The organism is Streptomyces lichenis (assembly GCF_023218175.1).
Lineage (GTDB): Bacteria > Actinomycetota > Actinomycetes > Streptomycetales > Streptomycetaceae > Streptomyces > Streptomyces lichenis.
Window position 1 is genome coordinate 44,861 of sequence record NZ_JALPTH010000036.1, and the last position, 16,115, is coordinate 60,975.

A 16,115-nucleotide genomic window follows, 5' to 3' on the forward strand; every position below is an offset into this window, starting at 1 on the left:
AGGGGTGAGCGGCCGAGGAACGAGGAGTTCGACTCCTCACCGTGTCGCTAGCGTCCGGCCTACCATCGAGTGCACGGAAGGGAGGCTGACGTGACCATCTCGGAGAGCGACCGCCTGCACTCGCAGCTCAGCCGGTTCGAGGACATGTTCCCCGGTTACCGGACAGAGATTGTCGAGGGCAACATCATGATGAGTCCGGTGAAGCCGTACCACCAGGAGACGATTTGGGAGATCAGGGACGCGCTCAAGCCGCAGTTGTCGCGGGACTGGGCCTTTATCAGCGACGTAGTGGTTCCGTTCGACGGTGACAACGAGTACTGCCCCGACATGGCGGTGATCCCCAAGGCGGAACAGGCGAAGAACCTCAGCGCTTACCCTCCCGAGCTGATCCGGCTGGTGATGGAGGTCGTGTCGCCCAGCAGCGTGCGACACGACTACGAGGTGAAGGACGAGGCCTACGCACGGCGTGGCATTCCGCATTACGTCATCTTCGATCCGTACAGGGGGCAGTGCCGCGTGCACTGGAATCCCGGCCCCGAGGGTTACCGCGGCCGGGACACCGTGCCCTACGGCAAGACGGTGACCATCGACGGTGAGCTGGGCCGACTGGTGGTCGACACGACGGACTTCCCGATCGATCCCAACGCCCGTCGTTCCTGACCGGCACTCGGCTCCGCCGGCCTCAGACGTAGGTCGGCGGGGCCGCCTTACGGGGCGCCCGGCGGCGGAAGACGAAGGCGGCCAGGATGCCGGCGGCCAGGCCGAAGAGGTGGCCCTGCCAGCTGACGCCGTCCTGGCCGGGGGATATGCCGAACCAGATGGAGCCGCCCCAGATCGCGCCGACCAGCAGGCCGACCACGATGTCGGGGGCGCTGCGGTCCACGAAGCCGCGGGCGACCAGGTAGCCGAAGAGGCCGAAGACCAGGCCGGAGGCGCCCGCGGTGACGCTGTACTCGGGGGAGACCAGCCAGACGCCGAGGCCGTCGGCGACGATGATCAGCGCGGCGACGCCCAGGAAGCGGCGGATGCCGCCGAGCGCGGCCAGGAAGCCCATCACGGCCAGCGGGATGGTGTTGGCCATCAGATGGTCGAAGCCGTAGTGGAGGAAGGCGGAGGGCACGATGTCGCGCAGCTCGCCGGTGTCCCGCGGGCTGACCCCGTAGCCGTCCAGGGCGTGCCCGGTGGCCGTGTCCACCAACTCCAGGGCCCAGAGCAGGGCGATCCAGCCCGCCATCAGCCAGGCGGCGGCCTTCGCCCGGGAGACGTGCCTCCAGCCGGTGAGCTCGCCGGTCGTCGTCCGTGCCCGTGCCATGGGAACCCCCTCGCGGCGGCGCGGTCGTCGCGGTCCTGTGTGGGGGGAACGTGCGGGCGGGGTGGGTGGTTCCCTCGCGCGGCGCACCGCGCGTCCGGGGTGCCGGGCCGGCGGATAGGCTCGGGGCCATGACCAGCAGCCCCGCCACCGGCCCCACCGCCGGCTCCGTCAGCGGCCCGCGTGTGCCCTGGGTCGTCGGCGTGTCCGGGGCCTCGGGGACCCCGTACGCCGCCGCCGTGCTGCGGGGGCTGCTCGCGGCCGGGGAGAGCGTGGACCTGGTGGTGTCCCGGGCCTCCCGGCTGACCCTGCTGGACGAGACCCGGATCGCCTTCCGCGACGCCCACTGGCAGGACGACCTGCGGGAGTGGCTGGCGCGCGGGGCGGACGGCAAGCCGGGCACCTTCGACGTGGACGTGGACGCGGTACGGCACTGGGCGGCGGGCGACCTCGCGGCCGGGCCGTCCTCCGGCTCGTACCCGGTCAAGGGGATGCTGGTGGTGCCGGCCTCCACCGCCTGTGTGGCGGGCGTGGCGCTCGGCCTCTCCAAGGACCTGCTCCAGCGGGCCGCCAGCGTGACCCTCAAGGAGCGCCGCCCGCTGGTGATGGCGGTGCGGGAGACCCCGCTGAACGGCCAGACGCTCCGGCACCTGGTGGCGCTGGACGAGGCGGGCGCCGTGGTGCTGCCGGCCTCCCCGGCGTTCTACGCGGGCGCCACCCACATCCAGGACCTGGTGGACTTCGTGGCCGGCCGGGTGCTGGACGCGGCGGGCGTGGAACACGGGCTGTACCGGCGCTGGAAGGGGGAGCTGGGCGGCGGCTCGGCCCGGGAGCCGGAGTCGGGGCCGGGGGAGTCCCGCGGCTGACGCCTCCGCACCCCGTACGGGACTGCTTCGGTGCCTCCGTCACGCCCGCGGGGCCGGGCGCGCACCGCGCGTGATCGCCGGGTCGCCTTTCTTTCTACACTTGTCCTGCCGGATCGATGAACAATGGAAGGCTTCACGTCTATGGACGCCGTGGATAGGCAGCTCATCCAGGCCCTTCGGGAGAACGGTCGCGCCTCGTACGCCGAGCTCGGCCGGCTCGTCGGGCTCTCCGGGCCCTCCGTCACCGACCGGATCAACCGCCTGGAGGCCGCGGGGGTCATCACCGGCTACCGGGCCACCGTGGATTCCGCCTCGCTCGGCCTCGGCGTCACCGCGCTGATCGGCATCTCGCTCTCCGACGCCGCCGACCACGAGGACGTGGCGCGCCGGCTGAAGGACCTGGCCGAGATCGAGGACTGCTGGTTCATCGCCGGCGACGACTCGTACATGCTCAAGGTGCGGGCCAGCGACGTGGACGGGCTGGAGAAGACCATCCGCCGGCTCTCCGGCACCCGGGGCGTCTCCCGTACCCGTACCACCATCGTGCTCTCCACCAAGTGGGAGAACCGGGTCGGGGAGCTGCCCGAGGAGGAGTGACCCCCGGGGAGTACCGTGGGGACGGCCCGATCAGGACAGACGCGGGTGGACGCGGGCAGACGCAGGTAGACGCGGCAGACACGACACACGTAGGAGAGGCGGCCGGATATGGACGCGGGGCTCAAGCGCGAGCTGGAGGAGAAGGTCCGGTCCGGGGAGCGGCTGACCCGCGAGGACGGCATCGCCCTCTACGAGTCCGACGACCTGGCCTGGCTGGGCGGCCTCGCCCACGAGGTGCGCACCCGCAAGAACGGTGACGTGGTGCACTTCAACGTCAACCGCCACCTCAACATGACCAACGTGTGCACCGCGTCCTGCGCGTACTGCTCCTTCCAGCGCAAGCCGGGCGAGAAGGACGCGTACACCATGCGCATCGAGGAGGCCGTCCGCCTCGCCAAGGCGATGGAGAACGAGAACCTCACCGAGCTGCACATCGTCAACGGGCTGCACCCCAACCTCCCCTGGCGCTACTACCCGCGCTCGCTCAGCGCCCTCAAGGAGGCGCTGCCGAACGTCTCGCTGAAGGCCTTCACCGCCACCGAGATCCACCACTTCGAGACCATCTCCGGCATGTCCGCCTCGGACATCCTGGACGAGCTGATCGAGGCCGGCCTGGAGTCGCTGACCGGCGGCGGCGCGGAGATCTTCGACTGGGAGGTCCGCCAGCACATCGTGGACCACCGCACCCACTGGGAGGACTGGTCCCGCATCCACCGCCTGGCGCACGAGAAGGGCCTGAAGACCCCGTCCACCATGCTGTACGGGCACATCGAGGAGCCCCGGCACCGGGTGGACCATGTGCTGCGGCTGCGCGAGCTCCAGGACGAGACGGGCGGCTTCCAGGTCTTCATCCCGCTGCGCTACCAGCACGACTTCGTGGACATGCAGGACGGCAAGGTCCGCAACAAGCTCCAGGCGCGGACGACCATGGCGACCGGGGCGGAGGCGCTGAAGACCTTCGCCGTCTCCCGGCTGCTCTTCGACAACGTCCCGCATGTGAAGGTCTTCTGGGTCATGCACGGGGTGCAGACCGCGCAGCTCGCGCTCCAGCACGGCGCCGACGACATGGACGGCTCGGTGGTCGAGTACAAGATCACCCATGACGCCGACAACTACGGCACCCCGAACAAGCTGACCCGCGACGACCTGCTGGACCTCATCCGGGACGCCGGTTTCCGCCCGGTCGAGCGGAACACCCGCTACGAGATCATCCGCGAGTACCCGGGCCCGGACGCCGACCGCCGCGAGTCCCCGCAGCCGATGCGGGTCTGAAGCCGCCGGGGGGCGGGTCCGCGGCCCCGGTCACGGTCGGGGTCCGGCCACGGGCCCGGTCGGGTCGACGGGCCCGGTTAGGGTCGGGGCATGCCGCTCACCTTCCAGTTGGACCCGCCGGTGGACGGCGCGCTGCGCGACGGAGTGCTCGCCCTGTGGGCGGACGTCACCAACGCGGGCGGCGCCGTCGGTTTCGTCCCGCCCGTCACTCCCGAGGACATCCGCCCCGAGTGGGTGCGCCACCTCACCGCGCTCTCCGAGGGCCGCGACCGGCTGCTGGTCGGCCGGGACGAGCACGGCGCGGTGGCCGCGACCGCCTTCATCGCCTTCAACACCCACCGGCTGATGCGCCACTGGGTCTGGCTCCACACCGTGATGGTCCACCCCGCCCACCAGGGCAAGGGGTACGGGCGGGAGCTGATGGCGGCGGCCGAGAAGGCGGTACGCGGCTTCGACTCCATCGAGGCGATCCGGCTCGGCTGCCGGGGCGGCCTCGGCCTCGAACGGTTCTACGCCGCCTGCGGCTACCGCGAGGTCGGCCGGGTGCCCGGCGCCATCCGGGTCGCCGACGGCGACGACCGCGACGACATCCTGATGCTGCTGCCCCTGGGCTGACCGAAGTGTTCCAAAGCGGACGTGCTTCACTGGACGGGCGGTACCCCGCACCGCCATGAGAAGGAACACCGGAAGGAAGAGGCCCAGCCGTGCCCGCTGCCGATGCCGCTGCCGCTGCCGAAACCAGGAAGAGCGCCACTCTCCGCTACACCCTGATGCGCTTCGGCGTGTTCGCCGGCTGCTTCCTCGCCGTCTGGGGCCTGGTCTACGCCGGTGTGCTCCCGCGCGGCCTCGGCGACTCCAACCTGCTGTGGGTGCTGCTGCTCTCGCTGGTGGTCTCCGCCCCGCTCTCCTTCGTCCTGCTGCGCAAGCAGCGCGACGCCATGTCCCAGCGGATCGTCGAGCAGGTCGACACCGCCAAGGCGCGCCTGGAGGCCAACCGCAGCCGCGAGGACAGCGTCACCTCCTGACCTGCCGCCGAGGTCGTGACCTCTGTCACGCCCGGCCGATGTCCACCCCGCACCCCAGCGCAGAAGCTCCGCTTTTGCCTGGGGTGTTGGTGTTCCTCCGCCCTTTCGGCCTTCGTTCCTACCCCAAAGAAGTCCTTTGAGCTTCTCAAAGTACGGGTGTTACCGTGAGGGCATGACGACCGCAGTGCGCCTCCGCGAAGACGCCGCGAGCACCCCGCTCGTGGCGCGCCTGCACGTCGATCTCTGCCGCTGTATGTCCGCGGTCTGTTGCCGCGCCTCCATCTGAACCGGCATCGCAGCGGCGCCACCCCCTCATCCACCCTCATCGCGAGAGCGCCGCACCCCTCCCCGTATTTCCCCGATACGCAGCACTGGAGTGTGTCCGTTGTCCGCGTCCGCGAGCTCCGCCTCCGTGAGCCCCGAGCCCACCGCGACCCCCGCGCCGGCCCCCAGGCGCCGGCTGCCCAAGGTCCCGTTCTGGGCCCAGATCGTCGCCGGCCTCGTCCTCGGCGTCCTGCTCGGCTGGATCACCCGCAGCTACGAGGTGTCCTGGCTCTACACCACCCTCGACCAGGTGGGCTCGATCTTCGTCCAGCTGCTGAAGCTGGCCGTCGCCCCGCTCGTCTTCTTCGCGATCCTGGTGTCCATCACCAACCTCCGCAAGGTCAACAACGCGGCCCGGCTGGCCTCCCGCACCCTGCTCTGGTTCATGATCACCTCACTGGTCGCGGTCGCCATCGGCCTCGCGATCGGCCTGCTCACCAACCCCGGTGCCGGCACCGGCCTCACCCCGGCCGACGGCAAGAAGCCCGAGAACGCCGGCTCCTGGCTGGACTTCCTCACCGGGATCATCCCCACCGACGTCATCACGCCGTTCACCGAGCTGAACGTCCTGCAGATCGTCTTCATGGCCGCCGTCGCCGGTATCGCCGCGCTGAAGCTCGGGGAGAAGGCACAGCCCATCCTCACCTTCAGCGAGTCCGTGCTGGCGCTGCTGCAGAAGGCCCTGTGGTGGGTCATCCGACTCGCCCCGATCGGCACCGTCGGCCTCATCGGCTACGCCATCGCCGACTACGGCTGGAACCTGATCGGCAAGTACGCCACCTTCACCGCCGACGTCTACATCGGCTGCGCGCTGGTCCTCTTCGGCGTCTACCCGCTGCTGCTGGCCACCGTCGCCAAGGTCAACCCGATCCAGTTCTTCCGCGGTGCCTGGCCCGCCATCCAGCTGGCCTTCGTCTCCCGCTCCTCGGTCGGCACCATGCCGGTCACCCAGCGGGTCACCGAGCGCCTCGGCGTGCCCAAGGAGTACACCTCCTTCGCCGTCCCGTTCGGCGCCACCACCAAGATGGACGGCTGCGCCGCGATCTACCCGGCGCTGGCCGCGATCTTCATCGCGCAGATCTTCGACGTGCAGCTGGGCATCAGCGACTACCTGCTGATCGCCTTCGTCTCGGTCGTCGGCTCCGCCGCCACCGCGGGCCTCACCGGCGCGACGGTCATGCTGACGCTGACCCTGTCCACGCTGGGCCTGCCGCTGGAGGGCGTCGGCCTGCTGCTGGCGATCGACCCGATCCTGGACATGATCCGCACCGCCACCAACGTGGCCGGGCAGGCGCTGGTCCCGGTGATCGTCGCCGCCCGCGAGAACATCCTCGACCGCGAGGCCTACGACAGCGCCACGTCCTCCCCGGTGGACGAGCGCGAGCCCGAGTCCGAGGACAGCCGTCCGGGCGCGGCGGTGCCGGCCGCGGCGTAGCGCGCGTGCCGCGCGTTCGGCACGTTCTCCTTGTGTGACCGACCCTGACAGGCGCCCCTGCCGCTCTTCGCGGCGGGGGCGCCTGTTCGCATACCGGTGCGATCGGTTGCCGCGACCCGTACGCTTACCGGTCGGTACGGGCGGCGGAAGTGCGGGTGCGCGGCCGTGGGGCCGCGGAGACGCGGGGACGCGGGGCGGGAAGGACGGGCTGGCGTGGGCGAGAGTAATGGGGACGGCGGTGTCGGCGGGGGTGTGCCGGGGGTCCGGGGCAAGCGGATGCCGCGGGCGGTGCGCGAGCGGCAGATGATGGACGCGGCGGTGCGCACCTTCGGGCAGCGGGGCTACCGGGCCGCCTCCATGGACGAGATCGCCGAACTCGCGGGAGTCTCGAAGCCGTTGGTGTATCTGTACCTCAACTCCAAGGAGGAGCTGTTCACCGCCTGCATCCGGCGGGAGGCGGCCGCGCTGGTCGCGGCGGTACGGGCCGGGGTGGACGGTGCCGAAGGGGAGCCGTGCCTCTCGGCTGACGGGCAGCTCTGGGCGGGGCTCACCGCCTTCTTCACGCACACCGCCGAGCACCCGGACGGCTGGGCGGTCCTGCACCAGCAGGCCCGCACCCATGGGGAGCCCTTCGCCGCGGAGGTGGCGGCGATGCGGGACGAGCTGGTCGCCTTCGTCACCGGGCTGATCGGCGTCGCCGCGCGCGATGCCCGCCAGGACCCCGCCTTCACCGACCGCGACCTCTCCGGGCTGGCCCACGCCCTGGTCGGCGCGGCGGAGTCGCTGGCCGACTGGGCGAACCAGAATCCGGGGGTCACGGCGAAGGAGGCGGCGGGGATGCTGATGAACTTCGCCTGGACGGGGCTGGGCGGGTTGATGGAGGGGCGTCGGTGGTCGCGCTGACGTGGGCGGCTGGCGCCGCCGGTGTTCGGCCGTAGGACCGGTGGGTTCGCTGCCGCGGTGGGCAGCTTGCGCCGCCGGTGTCCGGACCGCTGCCCGGTGGGTTCGCTGGCGCGGGTGGGTCTGTTGCGGTGGCGGTCCGGTGGCCGGATGCGGCTTCGGTGGTCGGGTCCGCGGTTCGGTGGGTGGGGGCGTGGGCACTCCGGGCTCACGTGCTCGCGGCTCGCGCTGACCGTTCGACGGTCAGTCTCACCGCCTCATTACGCTCGGCCGCTGCGCGCGCGACCCTGCGTACCCCCACCCGACCGGTGGGCGGCTGACCCGTATCACCGTGGCTGATGGCCTCCGGGTCGTCTACGGGATCGTCACCGTGCCCCGCAGGTGTGCCCGGCCGTCGGGTGCGCGGAGCTCGAAGGCCTGGTTGTCGGCGGCGTACACGGCCGTGGCGGGGAGGGGTACGGGGGCGGTGAAGGTCGCCTCCACCCGTACCGCGTCCGGTAGTTGCTGCTGGGAGAGGCAGCGGGCGAGGGTGTACATGCCGTGCGCGATGGGGCGGCGGAAGCCGAAGGGGCGGGCGGTCAGGGGGTGGAGGTGGATCGGGTTGCGGTCGCCCGAGACGGCGCCGTAGCGGCGGCCGAGGTCGGGTGGTAGCCGCCATTCGGCGAGGGCGGGGAGGGGAGCGGGGGCCGACCGGTCGGTGCGCTCCTGGTCCTGGTCGGGGGTGGGGTGGCGGGCCAGGTAGGCGCTGGTGGAGTCCCAGAGCAGGGTGCCGTCGGGGGAGTGGGCCTCGGTGGTGACGGTGGCTTCGGTGCCCCGGTGGTGGGGGGAGAGGCCCGTGACGTGGACGGTGAGGTCCAGGGGGGCGTCGGGGGTGAGGGGGTGGTGGCGGGTGAGGGTGATGCGGGTGTGGACCAGGCCGAGCAGTGGGAGGGGGAAGGCGGGGGCGGCCATCAGGCGCATGGCGAGGGGGAAGCCCAGGAGGTGGGGGTAGGGGAGGGGGATCGTTTCGGCGGTGCCGTAGCCGCAGAGGTGGTTGTAGGTGTGGAGGCGGTGGGGGTCGGGGCGGACGGCCGGGCGGTGCAGCCGCGCCGTGTGGCTGAGGGCGGCGGGGGTCGGCGGGAGCCGCTTGAAGGGGGAGCGCAGGGCGCCGGTGGCCAGGGTGAGGGGGAGGCTCATGGGTCACGCCCCCAGCAGGGACTGCCCGCAGACCCGGATGACCTGGCCGTTGACGGCGGCGGAGGCGGGGTCGGCGAGCCAGGCGGTGGTCTCGGCGACGTCCTCGGGCAGTCCGCCTTGGGCGAGGGAGTTCATCCGGCGGCCCGCCTCCCGGATGAGCAGGGGGACCGCGGCGGTCATCCGGGTCTCGATGAACCCGGGGGCGACCGCGTTGACGGTGACGCCGTGCTCGGCGGCGGCGCGGGGGGCGAGGGCGCGGACCAGGCCGATGATCCCGGCCTTGCTCGCCGCGTAGTTGGTCTGGCCGGTGTTGCCGGCGATGCCCGCGATGGAGGCGGTGGCGATCACGGTGCCGCCCCGGCGTATCGCCCCGGTGGCCAGCAGCGCGTCGGTGGTGGTGAGGACGGCGGCGAGGTTGACGTCCAGGACGGTGTTCCAGCGCTCGGCGGGCATGTTGGCCAGCCGGCGGTCGCGGGTGATGCCCGCGTTGTGGACCAGGGCGTCCAGGCCGTCGGGGGCGGCGGACGCGATGTGCTCGGCGGCGTCGGGGGCGGTGATGTCGAGGGGGAGCGGGGTGCCGCCGAGGCGTTCGGCGGTGCGGGTGAGGGCGGCTTGGGCGCCGGGGACGTCGAGGCAGAGGACATGGGCCCCGTCCCGGGCGAGGGCGGTGGCGACGGCGGCGCCGATGCCCTGGGCGGCGCCGGTGATGAGGGCGGTGCGGCCGGCGAGGGGGCGGGCGGGGTCGCCCGGAGAGGTGGGGAGGGTGCCGGTGGTGTCGAGGACCTGGCCGCTGAGGTACGCGGACCTGGGGGAGAGCAGGAAGCGGAGGGTGGACTCGGCGGCGGCCGGGTCGGTGAGCCGGAGGAGGTTGACGGTGCTGCCGTGGCCGATCTCCTTGCCCAGGGAGCGGACGAACCCCTCCAACGCCTGCTGGGCGGCTGCCTGATGGTGGTCGGCGGCCGAGAGCGGCGCACCGGCGAGGACGATCCGGCCGCTGGGGGCGAGCCGCCGGACGACCGGGTGGAGGGCGGTGTGCACCTCGGCCAGGTCGGCGGGGGTGGCGAGGTGGGTGGCGTCCAGCAGGACGGCGGCGTACCGCTCGCCGGGGGTGCCGGAGGCGGGTGGGAGCCCCGCGCGGGTCGCGGTGTCGGCCAGCCCGTCCAGGCCCTTGGGGCCCGCGGTGAGGTGCAGCAGCGGGCCGTCCAGGGCGGGGGTCCGCTCGGACCACCGGCGCAGCGGGGTGGGTTGGGGCAGTCCGAGGCGCCGGGTCAGAAAGCGGCCCGGTGCGGTGCTGGTGAGACGCAGATAGCGGTCGGCCATTGTCGAAGCTCCCTGCCCGGTCGTAGATTTACTCCAGAGTAAGGTTACTCAGAGGTCAGGAGCTGGTCGAGATGATGCCGCCGGGAACGCCTCGCAGGGTCGCCGTCATCGGCGGCAGCCGTATCCCGTTCGCGCGCTCCGACGGGCCGTACGCCACCGCCTCCAACCAGGAGATGCTCACCGCCGCCCTGGACGGTCTGGTCGAGCGGTACGGGCTCGAAGGGCGGGGCGCGGTCGGCGAGTTCGTCGCCGGGGCGGTGCTCAAGCACAGCCGGGACTTCAATCTGGCGCGGGAGACCGTGCTCGGCTCCAAGCTGGACCCGCGTACGCCGGCGTACGACATCCAGCAGGCCTGCGGCACCGGGCTCCAGGCGGTGATCGCCGCCGCCAACAAGATCGCCCTGGGGGCGGTGGACGCCGCGGTGGCCGGGGGCGCCGACACCGCCAGCGACGCCCCGCTCGGGGTCGACGACCGTCTGCGCCGCATCCTGTTGGAGGCCAGGCGGGCGAAGGGCACCGCCGCGCGGATACGGGCGCTGGCCCGCGTACGCCCGGGGCATCTCGTCCCCGAGATCCCGCGCAACGCCGAGCCGCGCACGGGGCTCTCCATGGGCGAGCACGCCGCGCGCACCGCCCGGGCCTCCGGCGTCGGCCGGGTGGAGCAGGACGAGTTGGCCGCCACCAGCCACCGACGGCTGGCCGCCGCGTACGAACGGGGCTTCTTCGACCCGCTGGTGGTGCCCTACCGCGGGCTCACCCGCGACCAGAACCTCCGCCCGGATTCCTCGGTGGAGCAACTGGCGCGGCTCCGGCCGGTGTTCGGGACCGACCAGCCGGGCGCCACCATGACGGCCGGCAACTCCACGCCGCTCACCGACGGTGCCGCGGTGGTGCTGCTGGCGAGCGAGGAGTGGGCCGAGGCGCGCGGACTGGCGCCGCAGGCCTACCTCACGCTGTACGAGAGCGGGGCGGTGGACCATGTGCACGGCGAGGACGGGCTGCTGATGGCCCCGGCGTACGCGGTGCCCCGGCTGCTGGAGCGGGCCGGGCTCGGGATCGAGGACTTCGACCTGGTCGAGATCCACGAGGCCTTCGCCTCCCAGGTGCTGGCCACCCTCGCCGCCTGGGAGAAGCAGGGGCTGGCGCCGGTGGACCGGGCCCGGCTCAACGCGGCGGGCTCCTCGCTCGCCACCGGACATCCGTTCGCGGCGACCGGGGCCCGGATCACCGCCACCCTCGCCGCGCTGCTGGCCGAGCGGGACCGCCCGGGACGCGGTCTCATCTCGATCTGCGCGGCCGGCGGCCTCGGGGTCACCGCCATCCTCGAACGCCCCTGAGGCCCCGTATCCCCCCATGACGAAGGAGCCGCACGTGACCGTCCAGCTCATCCCGCCGCACCGCCGCCATGTGGAGGGCGCGGTGCACGAGGTCTCCGTCCCCCCGCTGGTGGCGCCCGTCACGGAGGGGTCACTCGCCGACATCCCCTTCACCAACGCCCGCGAGGCCCCCTCGGACGCCGTCATCAGCCGCAAGGACGCCGAGGGCCGGTGGACCGACGTCACGGCGGAGGCCTTCGCCGCCGAGGTGCTGGCCGTGGCCAAGGGCCTGGTCGCGACCGGGCTGCGCCCCGGCGACCGGCTCGCCCTGATGGCCCGTACCACCTACGAGTGGACGCTGGTCGACTTCGCCGCCTGGGCCGCCGGGCTGATCACCGTGCCCATCTACCCCACCTCCTCCGCCTTCCAGGCCCGCTGGATCCTGGAGGACTCCGGCGCCGCGGGCTGTGTGGTGGAGTCCACCGCGCAGGCCCGGCTGATCAGCGCCGAGCGGCGGCAGCTGCCCGGGCTGCGCGAGCTGTGGGCGGTGGACACCGGGGCCGTGGACACCCTGAAGGCGGCCGGCAAGGACGTCCCCGACGAGGTGGTCACCGCCCGCCGGGCCGGGCTCGACCCGCGGTCGGTCGCCACCCTGATCTACACCTCCGGCACCACCGGCCGCCCCAAGGGCTGCGTGCTCACCCACAACAACTTCTTCGCCGAGGTGGACAACGCCGTCGAACTGCTCCACCCGGTCTTCAAGTCGGTCAGCGCCGAGCCCGCCGCCACCCTGCTCTTCCTCCCCCTCAGCCATGTCTTCGGCCGGATGGTCGCCATCGGCTGCCTGCGCGCCCGGGTGCGGCTGGGCCACGCCCCGTCCATCCAGACCGACGACCTCCTCGCCGACCTGGCCGGCTTCCGCCCGACGTTCCTGCTGGCCATCCCGTACGTCCTGGAGAAGGTCTACAACACCGGCCGGGCCACCGCCGAGAAGATGGGCCGGGCCTCCTCCTTCGACCGGGCCGCCGCCATCGCCCGCCGCTACGGCGAGGCCGTGGAGGCCGCCCAGCACGGCACCGGGCCGGGGCCGTCCTTCGCCCTGCGGGCCGCCCGGGCGCTCTACGACCCGCTGGTCTACCGCCGTATCCGCGCGGCGCTCGGCGGCAAGGTGCGGTACGCGATCTGCGGCGGCTCCCCGCTCGGGCGGCGGCTGGCCTCCTTCTACGCGGGCGCCGGGATCGACATCTTCGAGGGGTACGGGCTGACCGAGACCACCGCCGCCTCCACGGTCACCCCGCCGCTGAAGCCCAGGATGGGCACGGTCGGCTGGCCGCTGCCGGGCACCTCGGTGCGGATCGCGCCGGACGGGGAGGTGCTGCTCGGCGGGGAGCACGTCTTCACCGGCTACTGGGACGCCGGGAGCGGTACGGTCGTGCCGGCCACCGACCGCGACGGCTGGTTCCCCACCGGCGACCTGGGCGCGCTGGACGAGGACGGCTACCTCACCATCACCGGCCGCAAGAAGGACATCATCGTCACCTCGGGCGGCAAGAACGTGGCCCCGGCCCCGCTGGAGGACTGGCTGCGCGCCCATCCGCTGGTCTCCCAGTGCATGGTCGTCGGCGACGACCGCCCCTATGTCACCGCCCTGCTCACCCTGGAGCCGGACGGCCTGGCCCACTGGCGCCGGATGCACAAGAAGGACGAGGTATCGCTCCGCGAGCTGGTCACCGACCCCGAGCTGCTGGCCGCGCTCCAGCGGGCGGTGGACGACGCCAACCGGCTGGTCTCCCGCGCCGAGTCCATCCGCGCCTTCCGGGTGCTGACCGCCGACTTCACCGAGGACGCGGGCCACCTCACGCCCTCGCTCAAGCTGCGGCGGGCGGCGATCGCCCGGGACTTCGCCGACGACATAGCCGCGCTGTACGCCGGACGGGGGAAACCTCCCGCCGGCCGATGACTTCCGCCCCCGCCCCCGGTCCACCCTTCGGGAAACGCGAGGAACAGGACCCGACCGCGGACGGAGCAGGACCATGACCAAGGTGATGACCGAGGCCAGCATGTCCCTGGACGGATATGTCTCCGGCCCCGACTTCAGCGGCTTCGACCTGCTGTTCCAGTGGTACGAGCGGGGCGACGTGGTGGTGGAGACCGCCGACCCCGAGCTGACCTTCCGCCTCACCGAGGTCAGCTCCACCTACTGGCACCGGCTGATCGCCGAGACCGGGGCACTGGTGGTCGGCCGCACGCTCTTCGACCACGTGGAGGGGTGGGGCGGCCGCCACCCCATGGACGTCCCGGTCGTCCTGCTCAGCCACTCCGTCCCCGACGGCTGGCCCCGCGCCGACGCCCCCTTCCACGTCGTCACCGAGGGCGGCATCGAACGCGCCGTCGCCGTCGCCCGCGAACTGGCCGGCGACAAGAACGTGGTCCTCAACTCCGGCACCATCGCCACCCAGGCCCTGGAGGCGGGCCTCCTGGACGAGGTCTGCGTCGACCTGGTCCCCGTCATCCTCGGCGCCGGCACCCCCTTCTTCACCACCCCGGCGAACGCCCCCTACACCCTGGACGGCCCCCTCTCCATCGCCGAGGGCGACCGGGTGACGCATCTGCGGTACCGGGTGCGGTACGGGGAGCGGTAGGCCGTACGCGCGGCCTCAGCCGCCCTCCTCCCGGGCCTCCCGCCACTCCCGGACCGCCGCGTCCACGTCGAAGGGGGCCAGGCCCAGGGGCGGGCCCGGTGGGGGGCGGCGGAGGGCGGTGGTGATCTTCTCGTTGACCGCTTCCAGACGGCGGCGGACCTCGGCCTCGGTGCGGGCGGTGGCGGTGGCGGCCAAGGCGTCCTCGGCCTCCTTGCGGAGGGCCAGGGCGGGCGGCAGGACCGAGACGCCCTCGCGGTGCATCTTGTCCTTGACCCACCACTGCTCGTCGTAGGGGGCGGAGTCGTCGGCCAGCGGCTTGCCGAAGCCGGGCAGGGCGCGGAAGTCGCCGCGCTCGGACGCCTCGCGGATCTGCCGGTCGACGAAGGACTCGAAGCTCACACCGGGCGGTTTGCGTTCGGTCATGAGGCCAAGGGTAGGGCGGCCCGGAAATTGGGGGGCCGGGAAAGGCAGGAGCCCCCGCCGGCCGGCCGGGAAGGCCGAACGCGGAAGGGGCTCCTTGGGTACTGCTACGTCGTGGCGATCACGACCCGGCCGAACTAGGCCGGGGTGACGTTCTCCGCCTGCGGGCCCTTCGGGCCCTGGGTGACGTCGAAGTTCACCAGCTGGTTCTCCTCGAGGGAGCGGAAGCCGGAGGCGTTGATCGCGGAGTAGTGGACGAAGACATCCGGGCCGCCGCCGTCCTGGGCGATGAAGCCGAAGCCCTTTTCAGCGTTGAACCACTTGACGGTTCCGGTAGCCATAAGCCCTCCTTGGGCCAAAGGGTCGCCCTGCTCCAGAACCTGAAACAAGTCTGAAAATTACAAAAGCCTGCGGGTCACATGCTCCGCAGGCTCTGTACTGCAAGGGAAACCAAACTGCAACTTGCGATGAGCGTAGCACGCACGGTGCGCGCATGGGTAGAGGGAAAGATCACTTCACCCGGATGTTTGACGGAGTTCATGTGGGCTGACCGGTGCCCCCTGGGCGGGTCGGGACGCCGACGGGTCTAGCCTGTTGAGTCGTGGACAATTCAACCGACGACCCCCAGCCCAGCCGGCCGCGCGTCGGGCACATCCAGTTCCTGAACTGCCTGCCCCTGTACTGGGGCCTCGCCCGCACCGGAACGCTCCTCGACCTGGAGCTCACCAAGGACACCCCGGAGAAGCTCAGCGAGCAGCTGGTGCGCGGTGATCTCGACATCGGCCCGGTCACCCTCGTCGAGTACCTGCGGCACGCCGACGAGCTGGTCGCCTTCCCGGATCTGGCGGTCGGCTGCGACGGGCCCGTCATGTCCTGTGTGATCGTCTCCCAGCGCCCGCTGACCGAGCTGGACGGGGCCCGGGTGGCCCTCGGCTCCACCTCGCGCACCTCCGTGCGCCTGGCGCAGCTGCTGCTGGCCGAGCGGTACGGGGTGGCGCCGGACTACTTCAGCTGCCCCCCGGACCTCGGCACGATGATGCAGGAGGCCGAGGCCGCCGTGCTGATCGGCGACGCCGCCCTGCGGGCCTCCCTCCATGACGCGCCGCGGCTGGGGCTCCAGGTCCACGACCTCGGGCAGCTGTGGAAGGAGTGGACCGGGCTGCCGTTCGTCTTCGCGGTCTGGGCGGTGCGCCGGGACTACCTGGCCCGCGAGCCCGAGACGGTGCGCCAGGTGCACGAGGCGTTCCTCGCCTCCCGCGACCTCTCGCTGGAGGAGGTCGCCAAGGTGGCCGAGCAGGCCGCCCGCTGGGAGGCGTTCGACGCCGAACTGCTGGAACGCTACTTCACCACCCTCGACTTCCGCTTCGCCGCCGAGCAGCTCGCCGGGGTAAGGGAGTTCGCCCGGCGCACCGGGCCGACGACAGGCTTCCCGGCGGACGTCCGGGTGGAACTGCTGGGCGCCCTCTGACATCCGAGGGGAATACACGGGGGCAATGGCCGCTGGGTGGGGGGG

17 protein-coding genes are annotated in these 16,115 nt (G+C 72.3%); 12 read left to right on the forward strand and 5 right to left on the reverse strand.

All coding sequences use genetic code 11. The features are described from left to right. The first annotated feature begins 90 nt into the window (after nt 1–90). On the forward strand, nt 91–660 hold the full coding sequence (locus tag M1O15_RS28035) for a Uma2 family endonuclease (protein ID WP_248637001.1): 570 nt from the start codon (nt 91–93) through the stop codon (nt 658–660). Between the two features lie 22 nt (nt 661–682). Here M1O15_RS28035 and M1O15_RS28040 read toward each other — a convergent pair whose 3' ends face one another. Continuing rightward, nucleotides 683–1,312: a rhomboid family intramembrane serine protease gene (locus M1O15_RS28040; protein WP_248637002.1), complete on the reverse strand. Its 630-nt coding sequence runs from the start codon at nt 1,310–1,312 to the stop codon at nt 683–685. 128 nt (nt 1,313–1,440) lie between these two features. On the opposite strand from M1O15_RS28040, the gene M1O15_RS28045 reads away from it, so the two are divergent. From M1O15_RS28045 to M1O15_RS28075, 7 genes are all read left to right on the forward strand, one after another. Beyond that, nucleotides 1,441–2,175, forward strand: a complete 735-nt coding sequence (locus tag M1O15_RS28045; protein WP_248637003.1) for a UbiX family flavin prenyltransferase — start codon at nt 1,441–1,443, stop codon at nt 2,173–2,175. 141 nt (nt 2,176–2,316) lie between these two features. Then, on the forward strand, nt 2,317–2,772 hold the full coding sequence (locus tag M1O15_RS28050) for an Lrp/AsnC family transcriptional regulator (protein WP_105869286.1): 456 nt from the start codon (nt 2,317–2,319) through the stop codon (nt 2,770–2,772). A gap of 108 nt (nt 2,773–2,880) precedes the next feature. Then, nucleotides 2,881–4,044, forward strand: coding sequence for an aminofutalosine synthase MqnE (gene mqnE / locus M1O15_RS28055; RefSeq protein ID WP_248637004.1), 1,164 nt, complete (start codon nt 2,881–2,883; stop codon nt 4,042–4,044). A 90-nt stretch (nt 4,045–4,134) separates the two neighbouring features. Next, nucleotides 4,135–4,659, forward strand: a complete 525-nt coding sequence (locus M1O15_RS28060) for a GNAT family N-acetyltransferase (protein ID WP_248637005.1) — start codon at nt 4,135–4,137, stop codon at nt 4,657–4,659. Between the two features lie 89 nt (nt 4,660–4,748). After that, complete coding sequence (locus M1O15_RS28065) at nt 4,749–5,069, forward strand: DUF4229 domain-containing protein (protein ID WP_308282415.1); 321 nt, start codon at nt 4,749–4,751, stop codon at nt 5,067–5,069. 412 nt (nt 5,070–5,481) lie between these two features. Continuing rightward, on the forward strand, nt 5,482–6,828 hold the full coding sequence (locus M1O15_RS28070) for a dicarboxylate/amino acid:cation symporter (protein WP_248637006.1): 1,347 nt from the start codon (nt 5,482–5,484) through the stop codon (nt 6,826–6,828). Nucleotides 6,829–7,104: 276 nt separating this feature from the next. Beyond that, the gene (locus M1O15_RS28075) at nt 7,105–7,731 is read left to right on the forward strand and encodes a TetR/AcrR family transcriptional regulator (RefSeq protein ID WP_282577364.1); all 627 of its coding nucleotides are present in this window, start codon (nt 7,105–7,107) and stop codon (nt 7,729–7,731) included. Between the two features lie 351 nt (nt 7,732–8,082). On the opposite strand, the gene M1O15_RS28080 is transcribed toward M1O15_RS28075, so the two are convergent. Together M1O15_RS28080 and M1O15_RS28085 are read right to left on the reverse strand one after the other, a co-directional pair. Beyond that, entirely contained in the window at nt 8,083–8,904 is an 822-nt protein-coding gene (locus tag M1O15_RS28080; RefSeq protein WP_248637007.1) for a MaoC family dehydratase, read from the reverse strand. Nucleotides 8,905–8,907: 3 nt separating this feature from the next. After that, nucleotides 8,908–10,224, reverse strand: a complete 1,317-nt coding sequence (locus M1O15_RS28085) for a 3-oxoacyl-ACP reductase (protein WP_248637008.1) — start codon at nt 10,222–10,224, stop codon at nt 8,908–8,910. Between the two features lie 74 nt (nt 10,225–10,298). Here M1O15_RS28085 and M1O15_RS28090 point away from each other — a divergent pair, with 74 nt between their 5' ends. The 3 genes from M1O15_RS28090 to M1O15_RS28100 all read left to right on the forward strand — a co-directional run bounded on the left by M1O15_RS28090 (nt 10,299) and on the right by M1O15_RS28100 (nt 14,182). Continuing rightward, a complete protein-coding gene (locus M1O15_RS28090) occupies nt 10,299–11,561 on the forward strand; it encodes an acetyl-CoA C-acetyltransferase (protein ID WP_248637018.1) in 1,263 nt (420 codons plus the stop codon). A gap of 16 nt (nt 11,562–11,577) precedes the next feature. Continuing rightward, entirely contained in the window at nt 11,578–13,500 is a 1,923-nt protein-coding gene (locus M1O15_RS28095; protein ID WP_282577350.1) for an AMP-dependent synthetase/ligase, read from the forward strand. Between the two features lie 73 nt (nt 13,501–13,573). Next, nucleotides 13,574–14,182 carry a dihydrofolate reductase family protein gene (locus M1O15_RS28100; RefSeq protein WP_248637010.1) on the forward strand — a complete coding sequence of 203 codons (609 nt, stop codon included), beginning with the start codon at nt 13,574–13,576 and terminating at the stop codon, nt 14,180–14,182. A 15-nt stretch (nt 14,183–14,197) separates the two neighbouring features. Here the strand turns inward: M1O15_RS28100 and M1O15_RS28105 are convergent, their stop codons facing one another. After that, entirely contained in the window at nt 14,198–14,605 is a 408-nt protein-coding gene (locus M1O15_RS28105) for a DnaJ family domain-containing protein (RefSeq protein WP_248637011.1), read from the reverse strand. A gap of 134 nt (nt 14,606–14,739) precedes the next feature. After that, nucleotides 14,740–14,943, reverse strand: a complete 204-nt coding sequence (locus M1O15_RS28110) for a cold-shock protein (RefSeq protein ID WP_008738468.1) — start codon at nt 14,941–14,943, stop codon at nt 14,740–14,742. A 260-nt stretch (nt 14,944–15,203) separates the two neighbouring features. Between M1O15_RS28110 and M1O15_RS28115 the strand changes: the two genes are divergently transcribed. Beyond that, nucleotides 15,204–16,070, forward strand: coding sequence for a menaquinone biosynthetic enzyme MqnA/MqnD family protein (locus tag M1O15_RS28115; RefSeq protein WP_248637012.1), 867 nt, complete (start codon nt 15,204–15,206; stop codon nt 16,068–16,070). The last annotated feature ends 45 nt before the right edge of the window (nt 16,071–16,115 follow it).

Bases quoted from the DNA above. Each gene is read 5' to 3' on its own strand.
- M1O15_RS28060 (WP_248637005.1), top strand. From the start codon at position 4,135: ATGCCGCTCACCTTCCAGTTGGACCCGCCGGTGGACGGCGCGCTGCGC.
- M1O15_RS28085 (WP_248637008.1), bottom strand. From the start codon at position 10,224: ATGGCCGACCGCTATCTGCGTCTCACCAGCACCGCACCGGGCCGCTTT.
- M1O15_RS28105 (WP_248637011.1), bottom strand. From the start codon at position 14,605: ATGACCGAACGCAAACCGCCCGGTGTGAGCTTCGAGTCCTTCGTCGAC.
- M1O15_RS28090 (WP_248637018.1), top strand. From the start codon at position 10,299: ATGCCGCCGGGAACGCCTCGCAGGGTCGCCGTCATCGGCGGCAGCCGT.
- M1O15_RS28110 (WP_008738468.1), bottom strand. From the start codon at position 14,943: ATGGCTACCGGAACCGTCAAGTGGTTCAACGCTGAAAAGGGCTTCGGC.
- M1O15_RS28045 (WP_248637003.1), top strand. From the start codon at position 1,441: ATGACCAGCAGCCCCGCCACCGGCCCCACCGCCGGCTCCGTCAGCGGC.
- M1O15_RS28095 (WP_282577350.1), top strand. From the start codon at position 11,578: ATGACGAAGGAGCCGCACGTGACCGTCCAGCTCATCCCGCCGCACCGC.
- M1O15_RS28100 (WP_248637010.1), top strand. From the start codon at position 13,574: ATGACCAAGGTGATGACCGAGGCCAGCATGTCCCTGGACGGATATGTC.
- M1O15_RS28080 (WP_248637007.1), bottom strand. From the start codon at position 8,904: ATGAGCCTCCCCCTCACCCTGGCCACCGGCGCCCTGCGCTCCCCCTTC.
- M1O15_RS28040 (WP_248637002.1), bottom strand. From the start codon at position 1,312: ATGGCACGGGCACGGACGACGACCGGCGAGCTCACCGGCTGGAGGCAC.
- M1O15_RS28075 (WP_282577364.1), top strand. From the start codon at position 7,105: ATGCCGCGGGCGGTGCGCGAGCGGCAGATGATGGACGCGGCGGTGCGC.
- mqnE (WP_248637004.1), top strand. From the start codon at position 2,881: ATGGACGCGGGGCTCAAGCGCGAGCTGGAGGAGAAGGTCCGGTCCGGG.
- M1O15_RS28050 (WP_105869286.1), top strand. From the start codon at position 2,317: ATGGACGCCGTGGATAGGCAGCTCATCCAGGCCCTTCGGGAGAACGGT.